The organism is Arthrobacter sp. 10T419 (genome assembly GCF_056394105.1).
On sequence record NZ_JBFTHF010000010.1, the window covers coordinates 136931 to 157735 of the forward strand.

The following is a 20805-nucleotide window of genomic DNA, read 5'->3' on the forward strand; positions in this document are numbered from 1 at the left end:
ACGCCTCACAGCCGGCACGGAACCCCAACAAGGTGCCCCAGCGACGGTGTTGGTAGAGCTTTTTTGACTGCCCGGCCGTCCCCCTGGCCCGGGCACTCAAAAGAATACCGGCCAGTAGGCGCTTGGGAAGCGGCTGGCCGGTATTTCTTGTGGCAATTTTTCCAAAGGATTTAGTTGGCCCTGGCTCAGGCGTTAGGGGCGGCGGAAAGGCTCCGCCCGGAGCGCCGGTTCAGGCCTGGTTGAAGCGGACCATGTTGCCGGACGGGTCGCGGAAGGCGCAATCCCGCGGTCCCCACGGTTGCACGATGGGTTCCTGGAGGACTTCCGCGCCGGCGCCGCGGACAGCCTCGAAGGTGGCATCGAGATCGTCCGTGCGGAACACGATCACGGGCAGGACGCCCTTGGTGAGCAGTTGCTGGAGCGCGTCGCCGTCGTCCTTGGAACGGCCGGCGTGCGGGGGAGAGAGCACGATCTCCAGATCAGGCTGTGCGGCGCTGCCGAGGGTSACCCAGCGGTGGCCGTCCGAGCCGACGTCGTTGCGCACCTCCAGGCCCAGCACGTCGCGGTAGAAGGCGAGCGACTCGTCGACGTCGTTGACGGTGATTTGTGCGTACTGCAGTGAAATGTTCATGACTCACACGCTACGACGGCGGGAGCGGGTGCGCTTCTTCAATCCTGCTCGGCTTCCGCGACGGCCGCGTGTGCTGCCGGGCGACGCAGGACGGCATGGCCTTCACCGCACGGTGTTCCCGGTCGCGGTACGCGCTGGGGGCCATCCCGACGATCTCTGTGAACCGGGAACTGAAGGAGCCCAGCGAGGTGCAGCCGACTTCCATGCAGGCGTCGGTCACGCTGGCACCGGCTCGCAGCAGCGCCATGGCGCGTTCGATCCGCCGGGTCATGAGGTAGTTATAGGGCGTCTCGCCGTAGGCCGCCTTGAACTGGCGGGAAAAGTGCGCGGGGGACATGAGGGCGCCGGCGGCCATGGTGGGCACGTCGAGCGGCCGGGCGTAGTCGCGGTCAATCAGGTCCCGGGCCCGGCGCAGGTGGCCCAGGTTGGCCAGCTCCTGCGGTGTCATGCCGCCATCTTAGCGCTGGTCAGGACCCGTGCGGGATGCTTCACCCGGCCGGCTATCTGCTCGGCCCCGGTCTTTCACCAGGCCAGAGATTTTGCCTGTCGCGACTTGATTGCCGAAATCTGGCCGCAGTTCGAGCACGTGATCCGGTAGGTCTTGGAGGTGGTGAAGATGGGGATGAAAAACAGCGTGAACTTGGTGGCGCGTTGCTGCAGGTGGTGGTGAACGAACTGGCCGCAGTGCTGGCAGGTGGCCAACCGTCCGGGCAGGTCGTTGAGGACAGTCTTAAGGCCGAAAAGGAGGAACATTGCGTGGCACCTTTCGAAAGCGGTTAGGCCGTGGGCGACAGGCGGGCTGCAAGGCCCGTCAGCAGGATGGTGATGCCTTCGTCCAGCTCGGCCATTCCGTCGTAATCGGCGAGGACCGGCGCCAGGGCCCGGAGTCGGGGAAATTCCTTCGGCGGCAGCCGGTGCAGGCCCAGGCGGAGAAGAGCCTCATTTTCCTCGGGATCCACGATGAATTCCTGCAGTTCATTGAGGATGTGGCCGTACAGGTAGCCGTAGTAGGCGCGATAGACGTGCAGGGCGTCGGCCGGCGCGAAGCCGGCGTCGATCAGCAGCGCGAGAATCTGTTCCAGCGGACGCAGGGTCCCCAGCGGCCGGAGTCCCAGGGGCGTGGACAGGGGGCGTGTTACGAGCAACGGCACAACGTTCGGGTGCCGGAGCGCGAGCTCGCGCAGACAGTGCGCGATGCGCCGGAGCTGGGCCTGCCAGTCCGGGTCGTCGGGGACGATTTCGAGTTCGTTGAGGACGAGTTCGGAGACGCCGTCAAGCAGGGCGGCGCGGTTTTCGGCGTAGCGGTACAGGCTCATGGGGTCCCGGCCGAGTTCCTGCCCGAGCCGGCGCATGGTGAGCGCGTCCAGTCCTTCGGAGTCAACCAGCGTCAGGGCCGCGGACAGCACAAGCTCCCGGCTGAGGCGGCTCTTGGGAGCCGGGGCGGGCGCCGGCTTTTCTGCGGGGGACATGGAATCCGATCCTGTCGGGAGGGGCCGGTCCCACAACGGGGCCGTCCCTGGAAATTGATCAACAAGCTTGCTTACAGTGAAGTCTACGCCTATTGTCTACATTGTAGATACATCCTGGATCTTGCCGTACTGCGGCATCCGGACCCGCTTGGCGCCCCGTGCATGGCGTTCAAGTACCAGCTGCTGTAGCCCTCGGCGGCGCCCTGTGCACCCGGCGGAAACGAGCCACCATGGCAGATTCGCAATATGACCAGTTCCTTCAAGAAGCCACCACCTCCGACGCCGCATCCGGTTCCGTCCTCGGACGGGATTGCCTTTACGGGGTCTACACCAGCTGGTGTTTCCTGTCCCGGAGTGCGCCCCGGCCCGAAGATGCCTTCTGGGCGGCCATGAAGGAGAAAAAGATCCGTCCCGGGCATACGCCGCTGCGCATGAAGGGCCCGGCCGCCGCGGATTACATTCTCTCCAGCTTTCCCGGCCTGGTGTGAGTCGGATGGCCGCCACTTCGGGCACCTACCGGCCGGTCAGCGCCAACCAGCCCCGTGGCCGCCGTCCCTGGTGCGCTGACTGCCGCAGCGACCGGCACCTCCTCGCCGGTTCCGCTGCCGTTCTGGATGCCGGGGACGAAACCCTCGCCCTGGCTGTCACCTGCACGCGCTGCGGTCTTTCCAGGGTGCTGGCGACCACTGCAACATTTGCCGCCGCCATTGCCCGTCGGCGGAACAGGTAAGGCCGGTGGTGGCAATCTTTCGATCGCCGCCACCGGCCTCTGAACCGCGCAAAATCTGCGCTCCCGCGGAAGGTAAGAGATTCGAACTCTTGGTACGGGGTTACCGCACACTGGTTTTCAAGACCAGCTCCATCGGCCGCTCGGACAACCTTCCCTGAAGAGTAGTGTTTCATAGCCGGTAGGCAGCCACAAAAGTGGCGGCGCTCGCAGACGACGCCGGTTTGGCCACCTACTCTGGAAACGGGAGTTGCCCGCGCCGCGTGCGCGGACGCCCCGCCCGCACGAAATCAGTAAGGAATCGGGAGTTCTCCATGAAGGCTGTCTACATCTCAGAGCCCGGCGGTCCGGAGGTCCTGGAGGTCCACGAGGTCCCGGCACCCGTTCCCGGCCAGGGCGAGGTGCTGATCGATGTGGTTGCTGCCGGGCTCAACCGGGCGGACGTCCAGCAGCGCATGGGGTTCTATCCGCCGCCCCCGGGCGCCTCGGAAATTCCCGGACTCGAAGTCTCCGGGCGAATCGCGGGCTTCGGCCCCGGTGTCACCAAGCCCTTCTCCGTCGGGGACAAAGTCGTCGCGCTGCTGGCCGGCGGGGGCTACGCCGAGCAGGTGGCCGTTCCGGCCGGGCAGGTCCTGAGGATTCCCGACGGCGTGGACCTGGTCACCGCCGCGTCGCTGCCGGAAGTCGCGGCCACGGTCTATTCGAACCTTGTCATGACGGCCCAGCTGCAGGCCGGGGAAACGGTGCTCATCCACGGGGCCACCGGCGGCATCGGCACCATGGCCATCCAGCTGGCGAAGGCCCTCGGCGCTCGGGTGGCGACCACCGCGGGCACCGCGGAGAAAGTCGGCACCGCGAAAGCCTTCCTCGGTGCCGACATTGCTATCAATTACGCCGAGGAGCACTTCCCCGAGAGCCTCCGTGCCCAGAACGGCGGGAAGGGCGCCGACGTCATTCTCGACGTCGTGGGCGCCAAGTACCTCGGACAGAACGTGGACGCCCTGGCGGAATATGGCCGGCTCGTCGTCATCGGGCTGCAGGGCGGCACGAAGGGCGAACTGGACCTCGGACAGCTGCTGCGGAAACGGGCGGCCATCATCGCCACCTCGCTCCGTCCCCGCCCGGTGGAGGAAAAGACGGTCATCATGAACGCGGTCCGCGACGCCGTGTGGCCGCTGCTCTCCGACGGCCGGATCCGGCCGCTCGTGGCGAAGACCTTTCCCCTCGACCAGGTCCAGGCAGCCCACCGGTACTTCTACTCCGGTGAGCACGTGGGCAAGGTCCTGCTCGTCACCTAGCCCCCTGTGACGGACAGCATACGCGGATTGGCATATGCGAAGTGGCTGTCCCGGGTAAACGACGATAATGTAATTCCATACGCGGTATACACGCGTCTTGGGGCGCGTGTATGCTGTCGTCCTGCTACCGTCGGGGGCACCATGTCTATCCGCCACAGCCTTCTCGCGCTGCTGCAGGACCGGCCGCGCTACGGGTATCAGCTCAGGACCGAGTTCGAGGATCGCACCGGCTCCTCCTGGCCCCTCAACATCGGGCAGGTTTACACCACCCTCGACCGCCTCGAACGTGATGGACTCGTTCAAAAAGACGGCGCAGACGGTGAAGGCCACATCGTCTACAGCATTACCCCGGCTGGCCTCGCCGAGGTCCGGGACTGGTTCCACGCTCCCGTGGGCCGTTCCAATCCGCCGCGCAACGAACTGGCCATCAAGCTCGCCCTCGCGCTGACGCTGCCCGCCGTCGACGTCGGCGGACTCATCCAGGCACAGCGCGCCGTCTCCATCCGGGCGCTGCAGGAGTACACCAAGTCCCGGCGCGAGGCCGTGGCGCATCCTCGCCCCGCGGACACGGCCAGGCTGCTGGTCCTCGACTCGCTGATCTTCCAGACCGAGGCGGAGGTCCGCTGGCTGGACCTCTGCGAAGCCCGCCTCATGCAGCTGGCCGGGCCGGCCTGACAAGCACCCCCGTTGTGACGCCGTTCACCGCGGACTCTGCACCGCTTGGCGAGCCGCCGGGCGTCCCGGCCCCGGGTCCATGTCCATTCGGATGCCGCGTTGATAGGGTGCCATGGGGCAGATCTGACTGCTGATCTGTCAGATGGGGTTTCTCAAGGAGGAGACATGGGCACAATGCCAGATGGCGGGCCAAACACCGCACGAGTCGACGACGGCATCACGCCGGTTCCGGGCCTTCCGGCCACGGCCGTCGACGAATCCGTCCGCGAAGCGGAAGAGCGCAAATGGACACCGGCGAAAATCGCGCTCTGGGCGGCGATCGCACTGCTGGGCGGCGTCGCCTGGTTCATGCTCGCGATCGTCCGCGGTGAGACGGTCAACGCGATCTGGTTCGTGTTCGCCTCGGTCTGCACATACCTGATCGGCTACCGCTTCTATTCCAAGGTCATCGAGCGGTACATCACCAAGCCGAACGACCGCCGCGCCACCCCTGCCGAATACAAGGCGGACGGCAAGGACTACGTCCGGACCGACCGCAACGTGCTGTTCGGCCACCACTTCGCCGCCATCGCAGGCGCCGGCCCGCTCGTCGGCCCGGTCATCGCGGCCCAGATGGGCTACCTGCCCGGCACCATCTGGATCATCATCGGCGTCGTCCTCGCCGGCGCCGTCCAGGACTACCTGGTGCTCTTCTTCTCCATGCGCCGCGGCGGACGGTCGCTCGGCCAGATGGCGCGCGAGGAACTCGGCGTAATCGGCGGCACCGCCGCCCTCGTCGCCACCCTGCTGATCATGGTGATCATCGTGGCCATCCTGGCCCTCGTCGTCGTCAACGCCCTCGGCGAAAGCCCCTGGGGTGTGTTCTCCGTCGGCATGACGATCCCGATCGCCCTCTTCATGGGCGTCTACCTGCGCTACCTCCGCCCCGGCAAGGTCATGGAAGTCTCGCTCATCGGCTTCGTGCTGCTGATGGCCGCCATCATCGGCGGCGGCGCCGTGGCCGGCACCGAGTGGGGTGCCGCGTTCTTCCACCTGGACAAGGTCACCATCGCCTGGGGCCTGATCATCTACGGCTTCATCGCCGCGATCCTGCCCGTGTGGCTGCTGCTGGCACCGCGCGACTACCTCTCCACATTCATGAAGATCGGCGTGATCGTGATGCTGGCCCTGGCCATCATCGTGGTGCGGCCCGAAATCACGGTCCCGGCGTTCAGTGAGTTCGCCTCGCGCGACAACGGCCCGGTCTTCTCCGGGGCCGTGTTCCCGTTCCTGTTCGTGACCATCGCCTGCGGCGCCCTCTCTGGCTTCCACGCCCTGATTTCCTCCGGCACGACGCCGAAGCTCATCGAAAAGGAACGCCAGACCCGCCTGATCGGCTACGGCGGCATGCTGATGGAATCCTTCGTCGCCATCATGGCGCTCGTGGCGGCGATCTCGATCGACCGCGGTATCTACTTCGCCATGAACGCGCCGCTCGCCCTGACCGGCGGCACCGTCGAATCGGCCGCGCAGTGGGTCAACAGCCTGGGCCTGGCCGGAGTCAACATGACCCCGGATGTACTCGCCCAGACCGCCAAGGACGTCGGCGAGCAAAGCATCATCTCCCGCTCCGGCGGCGCTCCCACGCTCGCCGTGGGCCTGGCGCACATCATGCAGCAGTTCATCGGCGGCACCGCGATGATGGCCTTCTGGTACCACTTCGCCATCATGTTCGAGGCGCTCTTCATCCTCACGGCGGTCGACGCCGGCACCCGCGTCGCGCGGTTCATGCTGCAGGACTCGATCGGCAACTTCGTGCCGAAGTTCAAGGACCACTCCTGGCGGCCGGGGGCCTGGCTCGCCACTGCGGTGATGGTCGCCGCGTGGGGCCTGGTGCTGCTGATGGGCGTTACCGACCCGCTGGGCGGCATCAACACGCTGTTCCCGCTGTTCGGCATCGCCAACCAGCTGCTGGCGGCCATTGCGCTGTCGGTGGTGCTCGCCATCGTGGCCAAGCGCGGCACCTTCAAGTACCTCTGGATCGTGGCGCTGCCGCTGGCCTTCGCGTCCGTCGTCACCATCACCGCGAGCTTCTACAAGATTTTCTCGCCGGTCCCCGCCGTCGGGTACTTCGCCAACAACGCGGCGTTCGCCAAGGCACTGGCCGACGGAAAGACCTCCTTCGGCACGGCCAAGACGCAAGCCGCCATGGAAGCCGTGGTCCGCAACACGATGATCCAGGGCTGGCTTTCGATCATCTTCGTGGTGCTGAGCATCATCGTCATCATCACGGCCCTGATCGCGACGGCAAAGGCCTTCCGCAATGCCTCCGCCGGCATCGCCAACGTCGAATACGAGGACCCGGCCCAGCCGTCCCGCGTGTTCGCGCCGGCCGGGCTGTTCCCGACCGCGGCCGAGCGGGAGCTGGACGCGGAGTGGAAGAAGCTGCCCGCAGACCAGCGGCTCGAACACGCCGCACGGCACTGACGGTTGCTGCCATGAATGCACTCGTAGCGGGATTCCGGGGCTTTGCTGAGTACTTCAGCGGTGTCCTCGGTGCCGATGCCTACAAGAAGTATCTGGAGCACCAGGAGGCCCCCGGCCACGACGGTCCGCCGATGTGTGAACGGGACTTCTGGCGCGACCACACGGACCGCCAGGACAGCAACCCGCAAGGCCGTTGCTGCTGACACCGCTGTCGCAATCCGGAAGGCGCCGTTGGGAACACCCGTTCCCGACGGCGCCTTCCGCCGTTTACGGGATACGACGCCGGGGACTGCGCAGGCGCATAACCGCGCACTGCGTAGGCGCATAACCGCGCACTGCGTAGGCGCTTCGCCGGGGTGCGGCACGGGTCGTCATCCACCCCTGCCCTTCGCTGCCGCGCGTGAGAGTATGAAGCCATGAGCGATCCGATCGACACTCAGTCCGGCGACGACACTCCGGTGGAGGGCATCACCACGTCCGCCCCGCCGCAGGACGCACCCGACACCGAAGCGGCGGCCACGGGCCCGGCCCAGGGCCCCTCGGATTCCCGCGGGCCGGGCGTGCGCAACCGGGCCAGCCACCTGCAGGACCTGGTGGACGAACCCGCCAAGGTCATGCGGATCGGCACCATGTTGAAGCAGCTGCTCGACGAGGTGAAGTCCGCCCCGCTGGACGACGCGGCGCGGATCCGGCTGGCAGAAATCCACGAACGCTCGATCAAGGAACTGGAAGACGGGCTCGCGCCCGAGCTGGTGCAGGAACTTGAGCGGATCCATCTGCCGTTCCCCGAGGACGGCACCCCTTCCGACGCGGAATTGCGCATCGCCCAGGCCCAGCTGGTCGGTTGGCTGGAGGGACTCTTCCACGGCATCCAGACCGCGATCGCGGCCCAGCATGCCGCCCGGGAGCACGCGGCCGCGCAGCTGCAACTCCGCCAGCTGCCGCCCGGCACCATGATCGCGCCCGGCGTCATCATTGGGGAAAACGGCGAACCGCAACGCGCCGCCGAGCCCCAGCCCGGCGCGGATCCCACGCAGCCGGTCCGACCCGCCGACCCGGACCACGGTCCCGGCCAGTACCTCTAGGCCACCGTTGGGTTTCTTTAGCGCGGCACGGCAGGGACGCAAGGACGACGCCGAACTCGGCAAGGGCCTGTGGCGGCGCGCCCACGACCGGTTTGTCCGGGGACTGGACCGGTACCACCAGGTCCTCGAAGGCGTCGAGGATGAGGCCCTCTACGCGGAGCTGGTCGAGATCGCCAACGAACTGTCCGCCCTGGCCGGGCGGGTCCGGCAGATCTGCGTGGAGGCTCAACGCCGCTCGCCCAGCGACGGCCTCGACATCCCTGGAGCCCTGGCCGGCGTGCACCGTTCCCTGTCCACGGCCGGCAACTCGCTGGCCATGACCGCGGAAGCAGCGGCGATGCTGCGCCTCGCCGTCGGGCCGGTCCCGGTCGGTGCGGCGTCCGTGCGCCGCCGCGCGGAGTCCGTCGTGGAACACATCGACGACGCCGAACGGCGGCTCGCGGACGCAGCAACGCAAGGCTGATGTTGCGCCCACATCGCGGCGGGTGACCGGGTCGAAACACCGGGTGCTAAGGATATTCCGGGTTAAGCGCCTAGCTTAGCGGCGTCAAAACACTGGCCTGAGGGGCAGCCGCTTGGCAGGATGGACGAATGACTTCTTCACCCGAACTGACATTCAATGACGGCAACACCATCCCGCAGCTCGGCTACGGCGTGTGGCAAGTTGAGGACGACATCGCCGAGAAGGTCGTCGTCCAGGCGTTCGAGGCCGGCTACCGGCACATCGACACCGCCAAGATCTACGGAAATGAAGCCGGGGTAGGCCGCGCGATCCAGCGTTCGGGCCTGAAGCCGGAGGAAATCTTCATCACCACCAAGCTGTGGAACGCGGACCAGGGCTACGAGTCCACCCTGAAGGCGTTCGAGGAATCCATGGAACGCCTTGGCCTCGAGACCCTGGACCTCTACCTTATCCACTGGATGCAGCCCAAGCAGGACAAGTACGTTGACACCTGGAAGGCGCTCATCGAGCTGCAGAAGCAGGGCCGCGTGAAGACCATCGGAGTCTCCAACTTCACCAAGGAGGGGCTGCAGCGCCTGATCGACGAAACCGGCGTGGTTCCGGCGATCCACCAGATCGAGCTGCACCCGTTCTTCAACCAGGCGGAGCTGCGTGAATTCAACGCATCCAAGGGCATTCTCACCGAGGCATGGTCGCCGCTGGGCCAGGGCGGCGAGCTGCTGGAAAGCCCGGTCATCGCCCAGATCGCGGCCAAGCACAACGCCACGCCGGCGCAGGTGGTCATCGCCTGGCACCTCGCGATCGGCAACGTCGTGATCCCCAAGTCCGTCACCGAATCGCGGATCCGCGAGAACTACGCGGCCCTGGACGTCACCCTCGACGAGACGGACGTGCAGGCCATCAACGGTCTGGACCGCTCCGCAGAGGGCGCCGGCCGCATCGGTGCAGACCCGGCGGTCTCCGACTTCGCCTAGCCATCCCGGTAAATTAGGGGTTCCTCCCAGGAGGTAAGAAGTGAGCGGTCCAGGGCTATTGGCCCTGGACCGCTCTTTTCGTCGGTCTTCTTTGCATCGGCTACAGGTGGTCTTCGCGCAGTCAGGCGCCGGGACTGCAGGGGGCGACGTCGAAGGCCCCGTCCGGAGCGTCGGCGAAGGCGCGGATCTTTGCGATAAGTGCCCGCGTGGCGGAATCCTTTTCAAGCTGGGCGTAGACCGGGGCCGCCGCAGCTTCGAATGCTGCGATCTGCTCGTCCGTGGCTGCGACGATCGTGCCGCCGCTTCGGCAGTAGGCTGCCGCCTCGTCGGCGGTGTGGACCATGGAGCTCGTTACTGCTTCCCGGGTCTTCGCGGCCGCCTCCATCAGGATCCGCCGGTCGTCTGCGGCCAGGTGCGAATAGGTCTTGGTGTTAATGGCCAGCGAGTTGACCTTTACGTACAGCGGCAGATTCCCCGTGGTTGTGCTGGGCCGGGGAAAGGTTCCGGCCCGGGTGAAGGATGACTCGGCGGCCTTAACCGTGCCCTTGTTCAGCGCGTCGGTGAAAAGTTCCCCCGCCAGTGACTGCGGCCTGGCTCCCAAGGCCTTCAGGGTCGCGTATCCCGTGCTGGAACCGGGGGCGCGGACAACTTTTCCGGCCAGGTCCGCCGGTGCCGTTACGGGTCCGTCGAAGGAAAAGAGCATCCGCGGTCGGTCGGGCAGCAGGGCGAGCCCGGTGAGTCCGATCGGCCTCAGCCCTGCCATCATGCTGCCGGCGATCTCCGGCGCGACAATCTTCGCCACCACCTGGTCCGAGGCCCGGAGGAAAGGCGCCGAGAGTGCCGTGAAGGACAGGACACCCTCCGACTCCCAGGTCCGGGTGGGGACCAGCGCCATGTCGAAGTCGCCGCCTTCGGTGGATTGGGCCACGGCCTGGTCCCATGCGCCTGCTTCGTCGGCGGCCGCCCTGAGCACGAGTTCGATCCGGATCGACCCGCCGGAGAGTTCCTTCACCTGGCTGGCGAATTCCCGGACTTGCGCTGCGGAATGACCGTCGGGACCGCCAGCGGTGGCCAGGGTCAGGACCATCGCGTCAGCGGACTGCTGATCAGCCTGCGAAAGTCCGCTGGCCCCGCATCCGGCCGCCGCCAGGACTAGGGCTGCCGCCGCCATGATCGCCGCACCACGCATCCGTGCTTGCATGCTGGCCTCTTTTCGGGTCCAAGGCGAAGCTCCCAACGTAGCTGACACCAGAAGAGGAAGCCTCCACTCCGAAAGTTACTCCTTCGGGACGTCCGCCAACAGGCCATCCGGACGGACTTCCGGGCTCCCTGACGAGCCAGGACCTTCGCACGAGGTCCGAGGTTGCCCTCCCGTCTACGCTGCGGCCCGGCCCTGACGCGGCAGCACGGCGTCGATGACCGCCCAGCCGTGTTCGTCCTGGATGCGCCGGCTGGCAAAGCGCTCAGCCCCAGCGGCGTCGTCGAACGCTTCGGTGCGGATCCGGCCGCACTCGGTGTCCAGGTAGGTGACTTCCCAATGCTCTGCTGCGGACGGGGCTGCTGCCTGCCGGGCTGCCGTGAACTCCTGATGTTCGAAATCCTGATCCTGTTCCATGAATTAAGTCTGCAACCGCCCTCTGACAGTAAGTGGTCATCCGCCCGGCGTGTTGCCCAGCCGCAGCACCCGTTCCCGGGCCAGGTCCTCCCGGCGGCGGTCTTTCTCCGCCGTCCGGGCTGCCTGCTGCGCGGCAGCCGAGGCCAGTTCGAGCCGCTTTCGGGCCTGCCGCAGCCCGGCCTCGGCACGCGCCAGCTGTTCCCTGAGCCCGGCAGCCTCCTCCGTCAGTGCAGCCGCAGCGTCCGTCGCGTCCTCTAGTTCCCCGGATGCGCGTTCTGCCTCGGCGGCGCTGGAAAGGGCGGCGTCGGTGGCTTGCCGGAGGGCGGCCTGGGCGCGCTCCCTGGCCGAGGGGCTGGGCGCCGGCCGTTCCTGCCGGACGGCCCGCAGGCGCGGCTGGCCGGTTGCCGGAGGCGTGCCCGGAGCCGGGGGCGCAGCGTTCTCCGGGGGAGCGGCCGACGGCCTTGCCCCGGTCGCATCCGGGACGGCGACGGCGCCGTCGAGGTCAACGACGTCGACGCCGTCGGCGGAGAGCGTCCGGAGCAGCCGCCCGCTCCGGACGGCGGCAGCGGCGCCCTCGTCAGCCGTGGCCGCACGCAGGGTCTGTTCCACTTCCGCCGCGACGGTGCCGCTGATTTTCCGCCCCTGTTGCTCCGCCACGGCGCGGGCTGCGTCGACCGCGCCGGCCAGCATGGTCCGCCGTTCGCGGGAGAGGCTGCGGAGCGTTGCCGCGTCGAGGGAGGCCTGGGCCCGGCGCATTGCGAGTCCCAGCTCGGCCAGGTCACGGAGTGTTTCCGGCCGCCGCCAGGCGAGCATGTTGACGGCCCAGGCGCTCACCGAGGGTTTGGGCAGGGAGCGCACCTCCGCCGCGCGGTAGCGTAGCTCCGGCGTCGCGGGCGTTGCGGAGAGCAGTTCCTTGGCCGCGGCATTGCGGCCTGCGACAAAGCCGTCGAACGGCATCCCGTAGAGCTGCGCCGCAATGTCCGCGAGCTCACGTTTTGCCATGCAAGAATCATAGAAGCTCCGGCCCCCACGCCGGGGGCGCGCAGCACACGTCCACCGTAGGAGATTCCACGTGATTGAAATAGGCGGCCTCCCGGCCCACATCCTTCTGGTCCACGCCGTCGTTGTGCTTGGCCCGATCGCCGGCCTCGCCGCCATCGCCTACGCTGCCGTAACCCGCTGGCGGCGGTACCTGGCCTGGCCGCTGGGTGTTCTCTCGCTGGGGCTGGTTCCGGTCGCGCTCATCACCGCGCAGGCGGGGGAGCAGCTGCAGAAGGCCCGTCCATCGACGGAATTGGTCCGGGAACATGCCGAACAAGGTGACGTGCTGAAGGTGGTGTCGATCATCTTCTTCGTGATCGTCGCGGCGATGATTATCGTGAGCTTCGAACCGATCGGCCGGCGCTTCGCCTTCCTCGGCGGCCTGCGCGAAAACCGGGTCCTGCGGACCGTCTTGCTGGTTGCAGGAGCCTTGGCCGGCGCCTTCTTCCTGTACCAGAGCATCATCACCGGGCACTCCGGCGCCGCGTCCGTGTGGGCACGCTGACGGTGCGCTGACGGTGCACTGACCATTCCGAGGGGCGCGCCCGGGCCTCAGGCCCGGCGCGCCCTTCGCACTGTCATGAGCAGCAGCACCAGGGCAGCCGCCTGCAGCGCGGCGACCGCTGCGATCAGCGCGGGCCACGCCCCGTAGAGGGCGCCATAGAGCGCGCCGCCGGCCAGCGCGCCGGCTCCCTCGAAAGCCGCGAAGACCCCGTACGCCGATCCCTGCCGCGGCTCCGGCACGAGGTCCGCCACGAGCGCCTTGACCGTCGAGTCCTGGATTCCGGTGGCGGCGCCCCAGCTGGCCACGCCAGCCACCACCAGGGCCACGCCGGTGGAGAATGCCAGTACGGGCACGGCCGCAATCAGCACCGGCAGCGCCAGCAATACGGCCGGGCCCGCGCGGTCGTAGAGGAAGCCGCTCCCCAGCGCGCCGAGTGCCGCCGCGCCCATGGCCGCGGCGTAGAGCAGCGGCACCACGGGCGCCGGAACCGCCACAGCAGCGGTCAAATGGTAGGAAATCACGCCGAAAGCCACCAGACCCGCACTCCAAAAGAAGGCGCACACCGCGAACAGCAGGAAAACGCCGGTGAACAACGACGGCGGTTTGCCCGCCGTTCCAGGCGGCGCCGGAGTGCCGCCGGGCTCCGCGACGCGGCGGCGCAACCAGAGCAACAGCGCGAGCGCCACCACAGCGGGAACAGCCAGGACCGCGAAAGCGGCCGAGATGAGGCCGGTGGCCGCCAGCACGGCCGCCACGATCAGCGGACCGAGGAGCGCGCCGGTGAGATCCAGGGACTTGTGCACGGCGAAGCCGCGGCCGCGCCCCACCCGCTTGGCCACTGAGGCGAGCAGCACGGTCTTTGCCGGGCTCCGCACGGCCTTGCCCACCCGGTCCCCGATGATCAGCGCCGACGCCAGGACCAGCCCGGCGGCACCCGCGGCCGGGGCGACGGCCAGCAGCGGCACGCAGAGCGCCGTCAGGGCGTAGCCCGCCAGCGTGAAGGTCCAGTACCGGCGGGTGCGGTCCGCCCAGGGCCCAAAGACCAAGCGCAGGCCCTGCGCCGCTGCCTCGGCCCCGCCGGTGACAAGCCCTACGATGAGCGCGGAGGCGCCGAGCTGCGCCAGCAGCGGTCCGGCGAGCGGGCGGGCGCCGTCGGAGACGACGTCGGTCGCCAGGCTGACCAGCCCGAAGCCCACCACCGTGCCCCACGGCCGGCGGCCGCCTGCCCGTGATGCAGTGGGGGACGCGGCCGGTGCCGGTCCCGGTGCTGCCATCCCGGGTCCGGTCGGCGTCGCGGCGGGGTCCGGCCCGGGAGGGGCGGGCACCTCGCGCTCAGGCCGGTCCATTTCCCAAGGGTCGCGGACGGGGACGTGAATGACAAGAGCAGCCGGGGTCCGGGCCGTGCATGCCGCGGCCGCAGCCCCGGGCACTATTGGACCAAACGCGGGCACGCCGGCCGCTACGTGCCCGGCGTGCCCGTGTCGAAGTCCCCCCGGACCCGGACCCGGACCCGCATCCCGGGCCGGACCGGACCGCGTGGGCGGACAGCAAAGAACCCCTGGAAATCAATGATTTCCAGGGGTTCTTTGCTTCGAACTTCCGAGCTTCCTATCAGAATCGAACTGATGACCTTCTCATTACGAGTGAGACGCTCTACCGACTGAGCTAAGGAAGCAACCGCGTGAAACCCCGGCGAACCGGGCGGATCATGCAAGAGACAACTGTAATGGAGTCCCCGCGCCCGGGTCAAAATGAGCCGCGAGGGTGCCGTGGACCGGTCAGCAGACGGTGTTGTCCGCCGGTGTCTTGCCGTCCACGAGGTACCCGTCCACGGCCTTCTCAACGCAGCTGTTGGAACGGCCGTAGGCGGTGTGGCCCTCGCCCTTCCAGGTCAGCAGCGCGGCGGTGCCCAGTTGCTTGCGCAGGGCGACGGCCCATTCGTACGGTGTGGCGGGGTCGCCGGTGGTGCCCACGACCAGGATGTCGGCCGTGCCCTTGTACTGGGCCGGAGCCGGGGTGCGGAGGCTCTTGTAGGGCCAGTCCTTGCAGCTCGTGCCGCCGTACGCAAAGTAGTAGCCCAGAGTGGGGGAGAGTTGGCGGAGCCGCTTCTCCTCGGTCCGCATCGCCGCCGTGCCGGTTTCCATCGAGTAGTCGAGGCAGTTGATGGCATTGAAGGCGAACGCAGAGTTTGCCGAGTAGGTGCCGTTCGGCTCGCGGTCCGCGCCGAAGTCGGACAGCCGGAGCATCGGGGACAGATCGCCTTTCATCGCGCTGTCCAGGGCCTGGGTCAGCACGGGCCAGTTGTCGTCGTTGTAGAACGGCAGGATGAAGCCGCTGACGAACATGGACGCGTTGACCAGCCGGCCGTCCTTGGCCGGCTGCGGGTTGGCTTCCACGGCCGCGATGAGGTCCTGGATCTGCCGGACGGCCTCGTCCGGGGTTCCGCTCAACGGGCAGCCGCTGTTTTGGAGGCAACTGGTCGCATAGGCGTGGATGGCCTTCTCGAAAGCCTTCGCCTGGCCTGCGGTCAGCTCCTCATTGCTCAGGGAGGGGTCCAGGGCGCCGTCCAGGACCATCCGGCCCACGTTGTCCGGGAAAAGCGAGGCGTAGGTCGAGCCGAGGAAGGTGCCGTACGAGTAGCCCAGGTAGTTCAGCTTGGTGTCGTTCAGGACGCCGCGGAGGACGTCGAGGTCCTTGGCGGCGCTGACGGTGTCGACGTGGCCCAGGACCGGCCCGGTCTTCTCGGCACACTTGGCGGCGATGGCTTTGTTGTCCGCGAAGGCTTCGGCCAGTCCTGCGTCGGTGTCCAGCTTGTAGATCTTGGCGCGGTTGGCGTCGCGTTCCCGGTCGGTGAGGCAGGTGACCGGAGCGGAGCGCTTCACCCCGCGCGGATCGAAGCCCACGACGTCGTAATTCGAGCGCACCTTCTCGGAAATGTTCGTAGAGCCGGCGTCCCTGACGAAGTCGTAGCCGGAACCGCCGGGACCGCCCGGGTTAACCAGCAGGCTGCCCTTCTTGTTGCCGCCCTTCGATGCCAGTTTGATGACGGCAAGTTCGATCGTGTCGCCGTCGGGCTTGCTGTAGTCCAGCGGAACCTTGACGTTGGCGCACTGGAAGTCCCCCTCGCAGGCCGACCATTTGAGCTGCTGGGAGTAGTAGCTCCGCAGCTCGGCCGGGGCGGCTGCGGCGATCGAAGGGTCGGCCGTTGCGGAGGAGCTCTTTGGGCCGCCGTCGCCGGAGCCGAAAAGCGTGCAGGAAGACAGCACCAGGGACAGCACCAGGCCCAGCGCCAAGGCGCCGGCAGCCCGCACCCCGAGCCCCAAGGTTCGGCTGCCTGCCGGGGGTGGTGGTGCTGACGTCATGCGGTTCTCCTTGGGGATGTGGAACTGGGCGGATCGAAGCGGGTGGAGCGTTGCTGACGGGTCAGATCAGGCTGGCGGCCATGGACTCGACGGCCAGCAGCGGGGCCACATTGGTCGTCGTGATCCGTTTGCGGGCCTTGTTGATGGCATCCATCCGGGCAAGTGTCACCTCGGCCGTTGAGCGCCCGGCGAATTCCTGCAGCTCGCTCCTCAGCTCAACGTTGACCAGTTCCACGGCGTTCCCCATCTGGATGATCAGCACATCCCGGTAAAAGGACAGCAGGTCGGTCAGGGTACGGTCAAGCGAGTCGGTGACGGAGCGCTTGGCACGCCGCTTCTGGTCGTCCTCGAGCTGCTTGACCTGCCCGCGCATGGCCGGCGGGAGCGGCCCGCTTTCGGGTGCCCCCAGCGTGGCGAGCAGCGCCGCCTTTTCGGCGGCGTCGCGCTCGTCGTTGGAGCTGTTGGCTTCCTCCGTGGCGATCTTGACGAGCTTGTCCGCCATCATCACGGCCGCGGTGATGCCCCGCAGGTGCAGCGGGAACCGTACGGTCTCCAGCCGGCGTTCGCGGGCCTCCGGGTCCTTCGCCAGCCGGCGGGCGATTCCCACGTGGCTTTGCGCGGCGCGGGCGGCGCGTTCGGCAACCTCCGGTTCTACGCCGTCGCGCTTGACCAGGAGGGCCGCAACGTCGGCCGCCGGCGGGAGCCGCAGCGCCACCGGGCGGCAACGGGAACGGATGGTCACGAGCACATCCGCGGGAGACGGCGCGCACAGCATCCAGATGGTGCGCGGGGTGGGCTCCTCGATGGCCTTGAGCAGCACGTTGGTGGTGCGCTCCGCCATCCGGTCCGCGTCTTCGACGACGATGATGCGCCAGCGGGCGGAGGAGGGACGGTTGCCCGCGGTCGAGACCAGTTCGCGGGCCTCGTCGATCGTGATGGTGACCTTCTCGGTGCGCACGAACGTGACATCGGAGTGCGTCTCGCCAACGATGGTCTGGCACGCAGGGCATTCGCCGCAGCCGCGCTTCGTGATGTCTTCCTGGTCGCAGTTCAGTGCCGCGGCAAAGGCCTTCGCGGCGTTGGACCGGCCGGATCCCGGCGGGCCGGTGAACAGCCAGGCGTGCGTGAGACCGTCGCCCTCCGCGGCCTGGCGCAGTTGGGCGACGACGGCCGGCTGGCCCTGGAGGTCGTCCCAGACGCTCATGCCGAGCTGCTTTGACGGAGCGAGAGCAGCGTCTCGACCCGTTCGAGGATCCGGGCAGCCAGCTCCGACACGGGCAGGTGCGCCGCGAGAACCAGGTATTTTTCCGGCCGGGCCGCCGCCAGCGCCAGGAAAGCGGCGCGGATCCTGGCGTGGAAGTCGTCGGCCTCGGATTCGAGCCGGTCCTCCGCGGCGTCGCCGGCGGTCCGGCGCCGGCGCCCGTCGGCAGGGTCGACGTCAAGCAACACCGTCAGGTCCGGCTGCAGGCCGGAGGTGGCCCAGTCATTGATCTCACGCACCGCATCCGTGCCGAGGTGCCGGCCCGCGCCCTGGTAGGCGACCGAGGAGTCGATGTACCGGTCGGTGAGGACCACCTCGCCCCGCTCCAGCGCCGGACGGATGACCTGCGCGGCGTGCGCGGCGCGGGACGCTGCAAAGATCAGGGCCTCGGTGTGGGCGTCGATGTGCCCGTGGCCATGATCCAGCACCAGGGACCGAAGCTTCTCGCCGATCGGCGTGCCGCCCGGTTCCCGCGTCCGCAGCACCGTCAGCCCGCGGGACTCGAGTGCTCCGGCGAGCTCCGCGGCCTGGGTGGACTTGCCGGCACCGTCGCCGCCCTCAAAGGCAATGAACAGTCCGGGGAAGGGTCCGGGAGTCTGGGTAGTCACTGCTCTAGCCTACCGACAATCACCGACACCATGGCGGCCAGCGCGTAACGCCTTACGGGCCCGGCGCGGCTCCGAAGTACCCTGTCACCATGAGTCTCTCCGAAGAACAGGCAGCCTCGCTCTCGGCCGAAACCGTGGTGGTGGCCGCAGGCCGTCCTCCGCGCGAACGCGACGCCCCGGTCAACCCGCCGATCGTGCTGTCCTCGACCTATTTCGGCACCGGTCCCTTGGGCCCCGGCGACCGCGGCTACGGCCGGTATTCCAACCCCAGCTGGGACCCCTTCGAACAGGCCCTGGCACAGCTGGAAGGCGCCACGCTGCCGGGCCTGCTGTACGCCTCCGGCCTCGCCGCCGTAAGTTCCGCGCTGTCCCTGGTTCCGGCGCAGGGGGTGCTGGTAATGCCGTCCCACAGTTACGCCGGTTCGCTCGTGATGGCGACGGAACTGGCGCAGAAGGGTGCGCTGGAGCTGCGCACCGTGGACATTGCGGACACCGACGCCGTGCTGGAACAGCTGGCGCCCGCCGGCGGAACGCCTGCCAGCATGCTGTGGCTGGAGAGCCCCACCAACCCGATGCTCGGCGTCGCGGACATCCGTGCGCTCACCGCTGCAGCGCACGCGGCCGGCGCCCTCGTCGTCACCGACAACACCTTCTCCACCCCGCTCGTGCAGCAGCCGCTCAGCCTCGGCTCCGACGTCGTCCTGCACTCGGTCACCAAGTACCTCTCCGGCCATTCCGACGTCGTGCTGGGCGCCCTCGTGACCTCCGACGCCGAGCTCCACGCCAGGCTGCTGCACCACCGAACCATCCACGGCGGCATCGCCGGGCCGTTCGAGGCATGGCTGGCGCTGCGGGGGCTGCGCACCCTGGCCCTGCGGATTGAGCGCTCGCAGGCATCCGCGGCGGTGCTCGCGGAGCGGCTGAGCCGGCACCCGCAGGTCGGCAGCATCCGGTACCCGGGCCTGCCCTCGGACCCCGGCCACGAACGGGCCAAGGCGCAGATGAAGGGCTTCGGTTCCGTGCTGTGCATCGAAATGGCCCCGGGGGACGGCCCCGACGGCGGGTTCAGCGGCGCGGAGGCGGCCGACCGGATGATCCGGGCCCTGCAGTTATGGCTGCCGGCCACCTCGCTGGGCGGGGTGGAATCCCTGATCGAGCGCCGCCGCCGGCACACGGCGGAGCCGGAGAGCGTACCGGAGAACCTGGTCCGGCTGAGTGTCGGAATTGAAAACGTCGAGGACCTGTGGGCCGATTTGCAGCAGGCTTTGGCAACACTGGACGGCTAGGCTGGGGGCATGGACGGAAGAACGCTGATTGAAATTGCCGATAGAGGGATCTACTTCCTGCTGGCGCTCGTGGCACTGGGGCTTGAGGTGTGGGCGTTCTTCGATTGCCTGCGGCACAAGGCCAACGCCTTCGAGGCGGTGTCCAAGCGGACCAAGACGTTCTGGCTCGCCCTGACCGGGGGTGCCCTCTTCATCGGCCTGCTGTCCATTGTCGGCGGCGGCGGCGGGTTCTTCGGCCCGCTGGGGCTCTTCGGCCTCGCGGCCGTGACGGCCGCATCCGTCTACCTCGCCGATGTCCGTCCCGCGGTGAAGGATGCCGGCCGCGGCGGCAGCCGCAACATGGGGCCCTACGGCCCCTGGTGACCTGCCTGCTGTAGTCCGTCAGGCGCCACGGCTTCCCAGTCCACGGTCAGCTCACCCAGGCGCCACCGCGCCGGGCCGTCCTGCACTGGCCAGCCGCCGTCGCGCAGTGCACGGCACATTGCCGTCCAGCGCTGCCGGTTCCCAAACGAGGCCAGCGGCGCCGCCTCAAGCCAGGCCTTGTCCAGCGCCTGCAGGTAGGAATGGATTTTCTCGCCGGGCACGTTCCGGTGGATAAGCGCTTTCGGCAGCCGTTCGGCGATATCCGAGGGCAGCTCGAAGCCGCCGAAGCGCATGGACAGCCCCAGGCTCAGCGGCCGCACGTCGTCGAGCGCCACCCAGGTAACCCGGCGTCCGATCTCGTCACAGGTGCCGTCGATGAACAGGCCGCCGGGGGCCAGCCGGTCCTGCACCAGCCGCCAGATGGCGGGCACATCCGCCTCCTCGTACTGCCGCAGGACATTGAAGGCCCGCACCAGCACCGGCCGGCCCGGAACCGGGAGTTCGAAGCCGCCCAGCTGGAAGCTGAGCCCGGGACGCTCCAGCGCCTTGGCCTGCCGGACCCGCTCCGGCTCAATCTCAATTCCGACTACGCGCACGTCGGCGCGGATGGCGGAGAGGCGTTCAAAGAGTTCGACGGCGGTGGCCGGGGACGCGCCGTAGCCGAGGTCGACGACGAGCGGATCCTTCGCGCCGCGCAAGCGCCAGGCCTGCGGCCCGGTGAGCCAGCGGTCGACCCGCCGCATCCGGTTCGGGTTGGTGGTTCCGCGGGTCACGTTGCCCACGGGCCGGCTAGACCGGGTGCCGCCACCCGTCCCGCCCCGGGTCCCGGGTGACACCACCCGCTCAGCTTTCTGCACCACACGCCAACCCTATCGTCCAACGCGGGGTCAGATACGGTCCATGCCGGGCCCGGGGATGGGCCGTAGCTGACCCCGCGTCGCGGTAGCAGCCGTGGGTGTAACGCTCGGCACGGCCC

The 20805-nt window shown here is 68.2% G+C and carries 24 protein-coding genes and 2 tRNA genes; 12 read left to right on the forward strand and 14 right to left on the reverse strand.

What is annotated here, in order from left to right; genetic code table 11:
- Window positions 1–229 precede the first annotated feature (229 nt).
- The 4 genes from AC1DBD_RS15910 to AC1DBD_RS15925 all read right to left on the reverse strand — a co-directional run bounded on the left by AC1DBD_RS15910 (window position 230) and on the right by AC1DBD_RS15925 (window position 2100).
- Window positions 230–631 (reverse strand): VOC family protein, encoded by a 402-nt coding sequence (locus AC1DBD_RS15910; protein ID WP_441419020.1) that lies wholly within the window; start codon window positions 629–631, stop codon window positions 230–232.
- A 10-nt stretch (window positions 632–641) separates the two neighbouring features.
- Window positions 642–1079, reverse strand: coding sequence for a helix-turn-helix transcriptional regulator (locus tag AC1DBD_RS15915; RefSeq protein ID WP_476982489.1), 438 nt, complete (start codon window positions 1077–1079; stop codon window positions 642–644).
- 74 nt (window positions 1080–1153) lie between these two features.
- Window positions 1154–1384, reverse strand: a complete 231-nt coding sequence (locus tag AC1DBD_RS15920; protein ID WP_441419022.1) for a zinc-ribbon domain-containing protein — start codon at window positions 1382–1384, stop codon at window positions 1154–1156.
- A gap of 23 nt (window positions 1385–1407) precedes the next feature.
- A complete protein-coding gene (locus AC1DBD_RS15925; RefSeq protein ID WP_441419023.1) occupies window positions 1408–2100 on the reverse strand; it encodes a TetR/AcrR family transcriptional regulator C-terminal domain-containing protein in 693 nt (230 codons plus the stop codon).
- 230 nt (window positions 2101–2330) lie between these two features.
- On the opposite strand from AC1DBD_RS15925, the gene AC1DBD_RS15930 reads away from it, so the two are divergent.
- Together AC1DBD_RS15930 and AC1DBD_RS15935 are read left to right on the forward strand one after the other, a co-directional pair.
- A complete protein-coding gene (locus AC1DBD_RS15930; protein ID WP_441419024.1) occupies window positions 2331–2588 on the forward strand; it encodes a hypothetical protein in 258 nt (85 codons plus the stop codon).
- 5 nt (window positions 2589–2593) lie between these two features.
- Window positions 2594–2830 (forward strand): hypothetical protein, encoded by a 237-nt coding sequence (locus AC1DBD_RS15935; RefSeq protein WP_441419025.1) that lies wholly within the window; start codon window positions 2594–2596, stop codon window positions 2828–2830.
- Window positions 2831–2896: 66 nt separating this feature from the next.
- On the opposite strand, the gene AC1DBD_RS15940 is transcribed toward AC1DBD_RS15935, so the two are convergent.
- Window positions 2897–2984, reverse strand: a tRNA-Ser gene (locus AC1DBD_RS15940).
- A 157-nt stretch (window positions 2985–3141) separates the two neighbouring features.
- Between AC1DBD_RS15940 and AC1DBD_RS15945 the strand changes: the two genes are divergently transcribed.
- From AC1DBD_RS15945 to AC1DBD_RS15975, 7 genes are all read left to right on the forward strand, one after another.
- On the forward strand, window positions 3142–4125 hold the full coding sequence (locus AC1DBD_RS15945) for an NAD(P)H-quinone oxidoreductase (protein ID WP_476982490.1): 984 nt from the start codon (window positions 3142–3144) through the stop codon (window positions 4123–4125).
- Between the two features lie 141 nt (window positions 4126–4266).
- Window positions 4267–4800, forward strand: coding sequence for a PadR family transcriptional regulator (locus AC1DBD_RS15950; protein WP_476892805.1), 534 nt, complete (start codon window positions 4267–4269; stop codon window positions 4798–4800).
- Window positions 4801–4974: 174 nt separating this feature from the next.
- A complete protein-coding gene (locus tag AC1DBD_RS15955) occupies window positions 4975–7266 on the forward strand; it encodes a carbon starvation CstA family protein (protein ID WP_476982503.1) in 2292 nt (763 codons plus the stop codon).
- Window positions 7267–7277: 11 nt separating this feature from the next.
- Window positions 7278–7469, forward strand: a complete 192-nt coding sequence (locus tag AC1DBD_RS15960) for a YbdD/YjiX family protein (protein ID WP_476982491.1) — start codon at window positions 7278–7280, stop codon at window positions 7467–7469.
- 213 nt (window positions 7470–7682) lie between these two features.
- Window positions 7683–8351 carry a bacterial proteasome activator family protein gene (locus AC1DBD_RS15965; RefSeq protein WP_441419028.1) on the forward strand — a complete coding sequence of 223 codons (669 nt, stop codon included), beginning with the start codon at window positions 7683–7685 and terminating at the stop codon, window positions 8349–8351.
- Window positions 8352–8358: 7 nt separating this feature from the next.
- Complete coding sequence (locus tag AC1DBD_RS15970) at window positions 8359–8814, forward strand: hypothetical protein (RefSeq protein ID WP_441419029.1); 456 nt, start codon at window positions 8359–8361, stop codon at window positions 8812–8814.
- 128 nt (window positions 8815–8942) lie between these two features.
- Window positions 8943–9788: an aldo/keto reductase gene (locus tag AC1DBD_RS15975; protein WP_441419030.1), complete on the forward strand. Its 846-nt coding sequence runs from the start codon at window positions 8943–8945 to the stop codon at window positions 9786–9788.
- Between the two features lie 121 nt (window positions 9789–9909).
- On the opposite strand, the gene AC1DBD_RS15980 is transcribed toward AC1DBD_RS15975, so the two are convergent.
- From AC1DBD_RS15980 to AC1DBD_RS15990, 3 genes are all read right to left on the reverse strand, one after another.
- Complete coding sequence (locus AC1DBD_RS15980; protein ID WP_476909043.1) at window positions 9910–10989, reverse strand: TRAP transporter substrate-binding protein; 1080 nt, start codon at window positions 10987–10989, stop codon at window positions 9910–9912.
- A 174-nt stretch (window positions 10990–11163) separates the two neighbouring features.
- Window positions 11164–11403 carry a hypothetical protein gene (locus tag AC1DBD_RS15985; RefSeq protein ID WP_476909044.1) on the reverse strand — a complete coding sequence of 80 codons (240 nt, stop codon included), beginning with the start codon at window positions 11401–11403 and terminating at the stop codon, window positions 11164–11166.
- A 36-nt stretch (window positions 11404–11439) separates the two neighbouring features.
- On the reverse strand, window positions 11440–12405 hold the full coding sequence (locus tag AC1DBD_RS15990) for a hypothetical protein (RefSeq protein WP_476982492.1): 966 nt from the start codon (window positions 12403–12405) through the stop codon (window positions 11440–11442).
- Window positions 12406–12475: 70 nt separating this feature from the next.
- Between AC1DBD_RS15990 and AC1DBD_RS15995 the strand changes: the two genes are divergently transcribed.
- Entirely contained in the window at window positions 12476–12949 is a 474-nt protein-coding gene (locus AC1DBD_RS15995) for a hypothetical protein (RefSeq protein ID WP_441419034.1), read from the forward strand.
- A gap of 47 nt (window positions 12950–12996) precedes the next feature.
- On the opposite strand, the gene AC1DBD_RS16000 is transcribed toward AC1DBD_RS15995, so the two are convergent.
- The 5 genes from AC1DBD_RS16000 to tmk all read right to left on the reverse strand — a co-directional run bounded on the left by AC1DBD_RS16000 (window position 12997) and on the right by tmk (window position 18180).
- Entirely contained in the window at window positions 12997–14295 is a 1299-nt protein-coding gene (locus AC1DBD_RS16000) for an MFS transporter (protein WP_441419035.1), read from the reverse strand.
- Window positions 14296–14551: 256 nt separating this feature from the next.
- Window positions 14552–14624: transfer RNA gene (locus AC1DBD_RS16005), tRNA-Thr, on the reverse strand.
- A gap of 103 nt (window positions 14625–14727) precedes the next feature.
- Window positions 14728–16311 carry an alpha/beta hydrolase gene (locus AC1DBD_RS16010; protein ID WP_476909046.1) on the reverse strand — a complete coding sequence of 528 codons (1584 nt, stop codon included), beginning with the start codon at window positions 16309–16311 and terminating at the stop codon, window positions 14728–14730.
- Window positions 16312–16372: 61 nt separating this feature from the next.
- On the reverse strand, window positions 16373–17515 hold the full coding sequence (locus tag AC1DBD_RS16015; RefSeq protein ID WP_476909047.1) for a DNA polymerase III subunit delta': 1143 nt from the start codon (window positions 17513–17515) through the stop codon (window positions 16373–16375).
- Window positions 17512–18180, reverse strand: a complete 669-nt coding sequence (gene tmk, locus AC1DBD_RS16020; RefSeq protein ID WP_441419038.1) for a dTMP kinase — start codon at window positions 18178–18180, stop codon at window positions 17512–17514. The genes AC1DBD_RS16015 and tmk overlap by 4 nt, the downstream gene beginning before the upstream one ends.
- An 89-nt stretch (window positions 18181–18269) precedes the next feature.
- Here tmk and AC1DBD_RS16025 point away from each other — a divergent pair, with 89 nt between their 5' ends.
- Both AC1DBD_RS16025 and AC1DBD_RS16030 read left to right on the forward strand, forming a co-directional pair.
- Entirely contained in the window at window positions 18270–19466 is a 1197-nt protein-coding gene (locus AC1DBD_RS16025) for a trans-sulfuration enzyme family protein (protein ID WP_441419039.1), read from the forward strand.
- A 9-nt stretch (window positions 19467–19475) separates the two neighbouring features.
- Complete coding sequence (locus AC1DBD_RS16030) at window positions 19476–19829, forward strand: DUF2516 family protein (RefSeq protein WP_441419040.1); 354 nt, start codon at window positions 19476–19478, stop codon at window positions 19827–19829.
- Here the strand turns inward: AC1DBD_RS16030 and AC1DBD_RS16035 are convergent.
- The gene (locus AC1DBD_RS16035; RefSeq protein ID WP_476982493.1) at window positions 19814–20689 is read right to left on the reverse strand and encodes a class I SAM-dependent methyltransferase; all 876 of its coding nucleotides are present in this window, start codon (window positions 20687–20689) and stop codon (window positions 19814–19816) included. The two genes, AC1DBD_RS16030 and AC1DBD_RS16035, sit on opposite strands and share 16 nt — an antisense overlap.
- Window positions 20690–20805: the final 116 nt, after the last annotated feature.

Excerpts from the sequence above, each read along its gene's own strand:
- AC1DBD_RS15915 (WP_476982489.1), bottom strand. The coding sequence starts at position 1,079 with ATGACACCGCAGGAGCTGGCCAACCTGGGCCACCTGCGCCGGGCCCGG.
- AC1DBD_RS15920 (WP_441419022.1), bottom strand. The coding sequence starts at position 1,384 with ATGTTCCTCCTTTTCGGCCTTAAGACTGTCCTCAACGACCTGCCCGGA.
- AC1DBD_RS15925 (WP_441419023.1), bottom strand. The coding sequence starts at position 2,100 with ATGTCCCCCGCAGAAAAGCCGGCGCCCGCCCCGGCTCCCAAGAGCCGC.
- AC1DBD_RS15930 (WP_441419024.1), top strand. The coding sequence starts at position 2,331 with ATGGCAGATTCGCAATATGACCAGTTCCTTCAAGAAGCCACCACCTCC.
- AC1DBD_RS15935 (WP_441419025.1), top strand. The coding sequence starts at position 2,594 with ATGGCCGCCACTTCGGGCACCTACCGGCCGGTCAGCGCCAACCAGCCC.
- AC1DBD_RS15945 (WP_476982490.1), top strand. The coding sequence starts at position 3,142 with ATGAAGGCTGTCTACATCTCAGAGCCCGGCGGTCCGGAGGTCCTGGAG.
- AC1DBD_RS15950 (WP_476892805.1), top strand. The coding sequence starts at position 4,267 with ATGTCTATCCGCCACAGCCTTCTCGCGCTGCTGCAGGACCGGCCGCGC.
- AC1DBD_RS15955 (WP_476982503.1), top strand. The coding sequence starts at position 4,975 with ATGCCAGATGGCGGGCCAAACACCGCACGAGTCGACGACGGCATCACG.
- AC1DBD_RS15960 (WP_476982491.1), top strand. The coding sequence starts at position 7,278 with ATGAATGCACTCGTAGCGGGATTCCGGGGCTTTGCTGAGTACTTCAGC.
- AC1DBD_RS15965 (WP_441419028.1), top strand. The coding sequence starts at position 7,683 with ATGAGCGATCCGATCGACACTCAGTCCGGCGACGACACTCCGGTGGAG.
- AC1DBD_RS15975 (WP_441419030.1), top strand. The coding sequence starts at position 8,943 with ATGACTTCTTCACCCGAACTGACATTCAATGACGGCAACACCATCCCG.
- AC1DBD_RS15980 (WP_476909043.1), bottom strand. The coding sequence starts at position 10,989 with ATGCAAGCACGGATGCGTGGTGCGGCGATCATGGCGGCGGCAGCCCTA.
- AC1DBD_RS15985 (WP_476909044.1), bottom strand. The coding sequence starts at position 11,403 with ATGGAACAGGATCAGGATTTCGAACATCAGGAGTTCACGGCAGCCCGG.
- AC1DBD_RS15990 (WP_476982492.1), bottom strand. The coding sequence starts at position 12,405 with ATGGCAAAACGTGAGCTCGCGGACATTGCGGCGCAGCTCTACGGGATG.
- AC1DBD_RS16000 (WP_441419035.1), bottom strand. The coding sequence starts at position 14,295 with ATGGACCGGCCTGAGCGCGAGGTGCCCGCCCCTCCCGGGCCGGACCCC.
- AC1DBD_RS16010 (WP_476909046.1), bottom strand. The coding sequence starts at position 16,311 with ATGACGTCAGCACCACCACCCCCGGCAGGCAGCCGAACCTTGGGGCTC.
- AC1DBD_RS16015 (WP_476909047.1), bottom strand. The coding sequence starts at position 17,515 with ATGAGCGTCTGGGACGACCTCCAGGGCCAGCCGGCCGTCGTCGCCCAA.
- AC1DBD_RS16025 (WP_441419039.1), top strand. The coding sequence starts at position 18,270 with ATGAGTCTCTCCGAAGAACAGGCAGCCTCGCTCTCGGCCGAAACCGTG.
- AC1DBD_RS16030 (WP_441419040.1), top strand. The coding sequence starts at position 19,476 with ATGGACGGAAGAACGCTGATTGAAATTGCCGATAGAGGGATCTACTTC.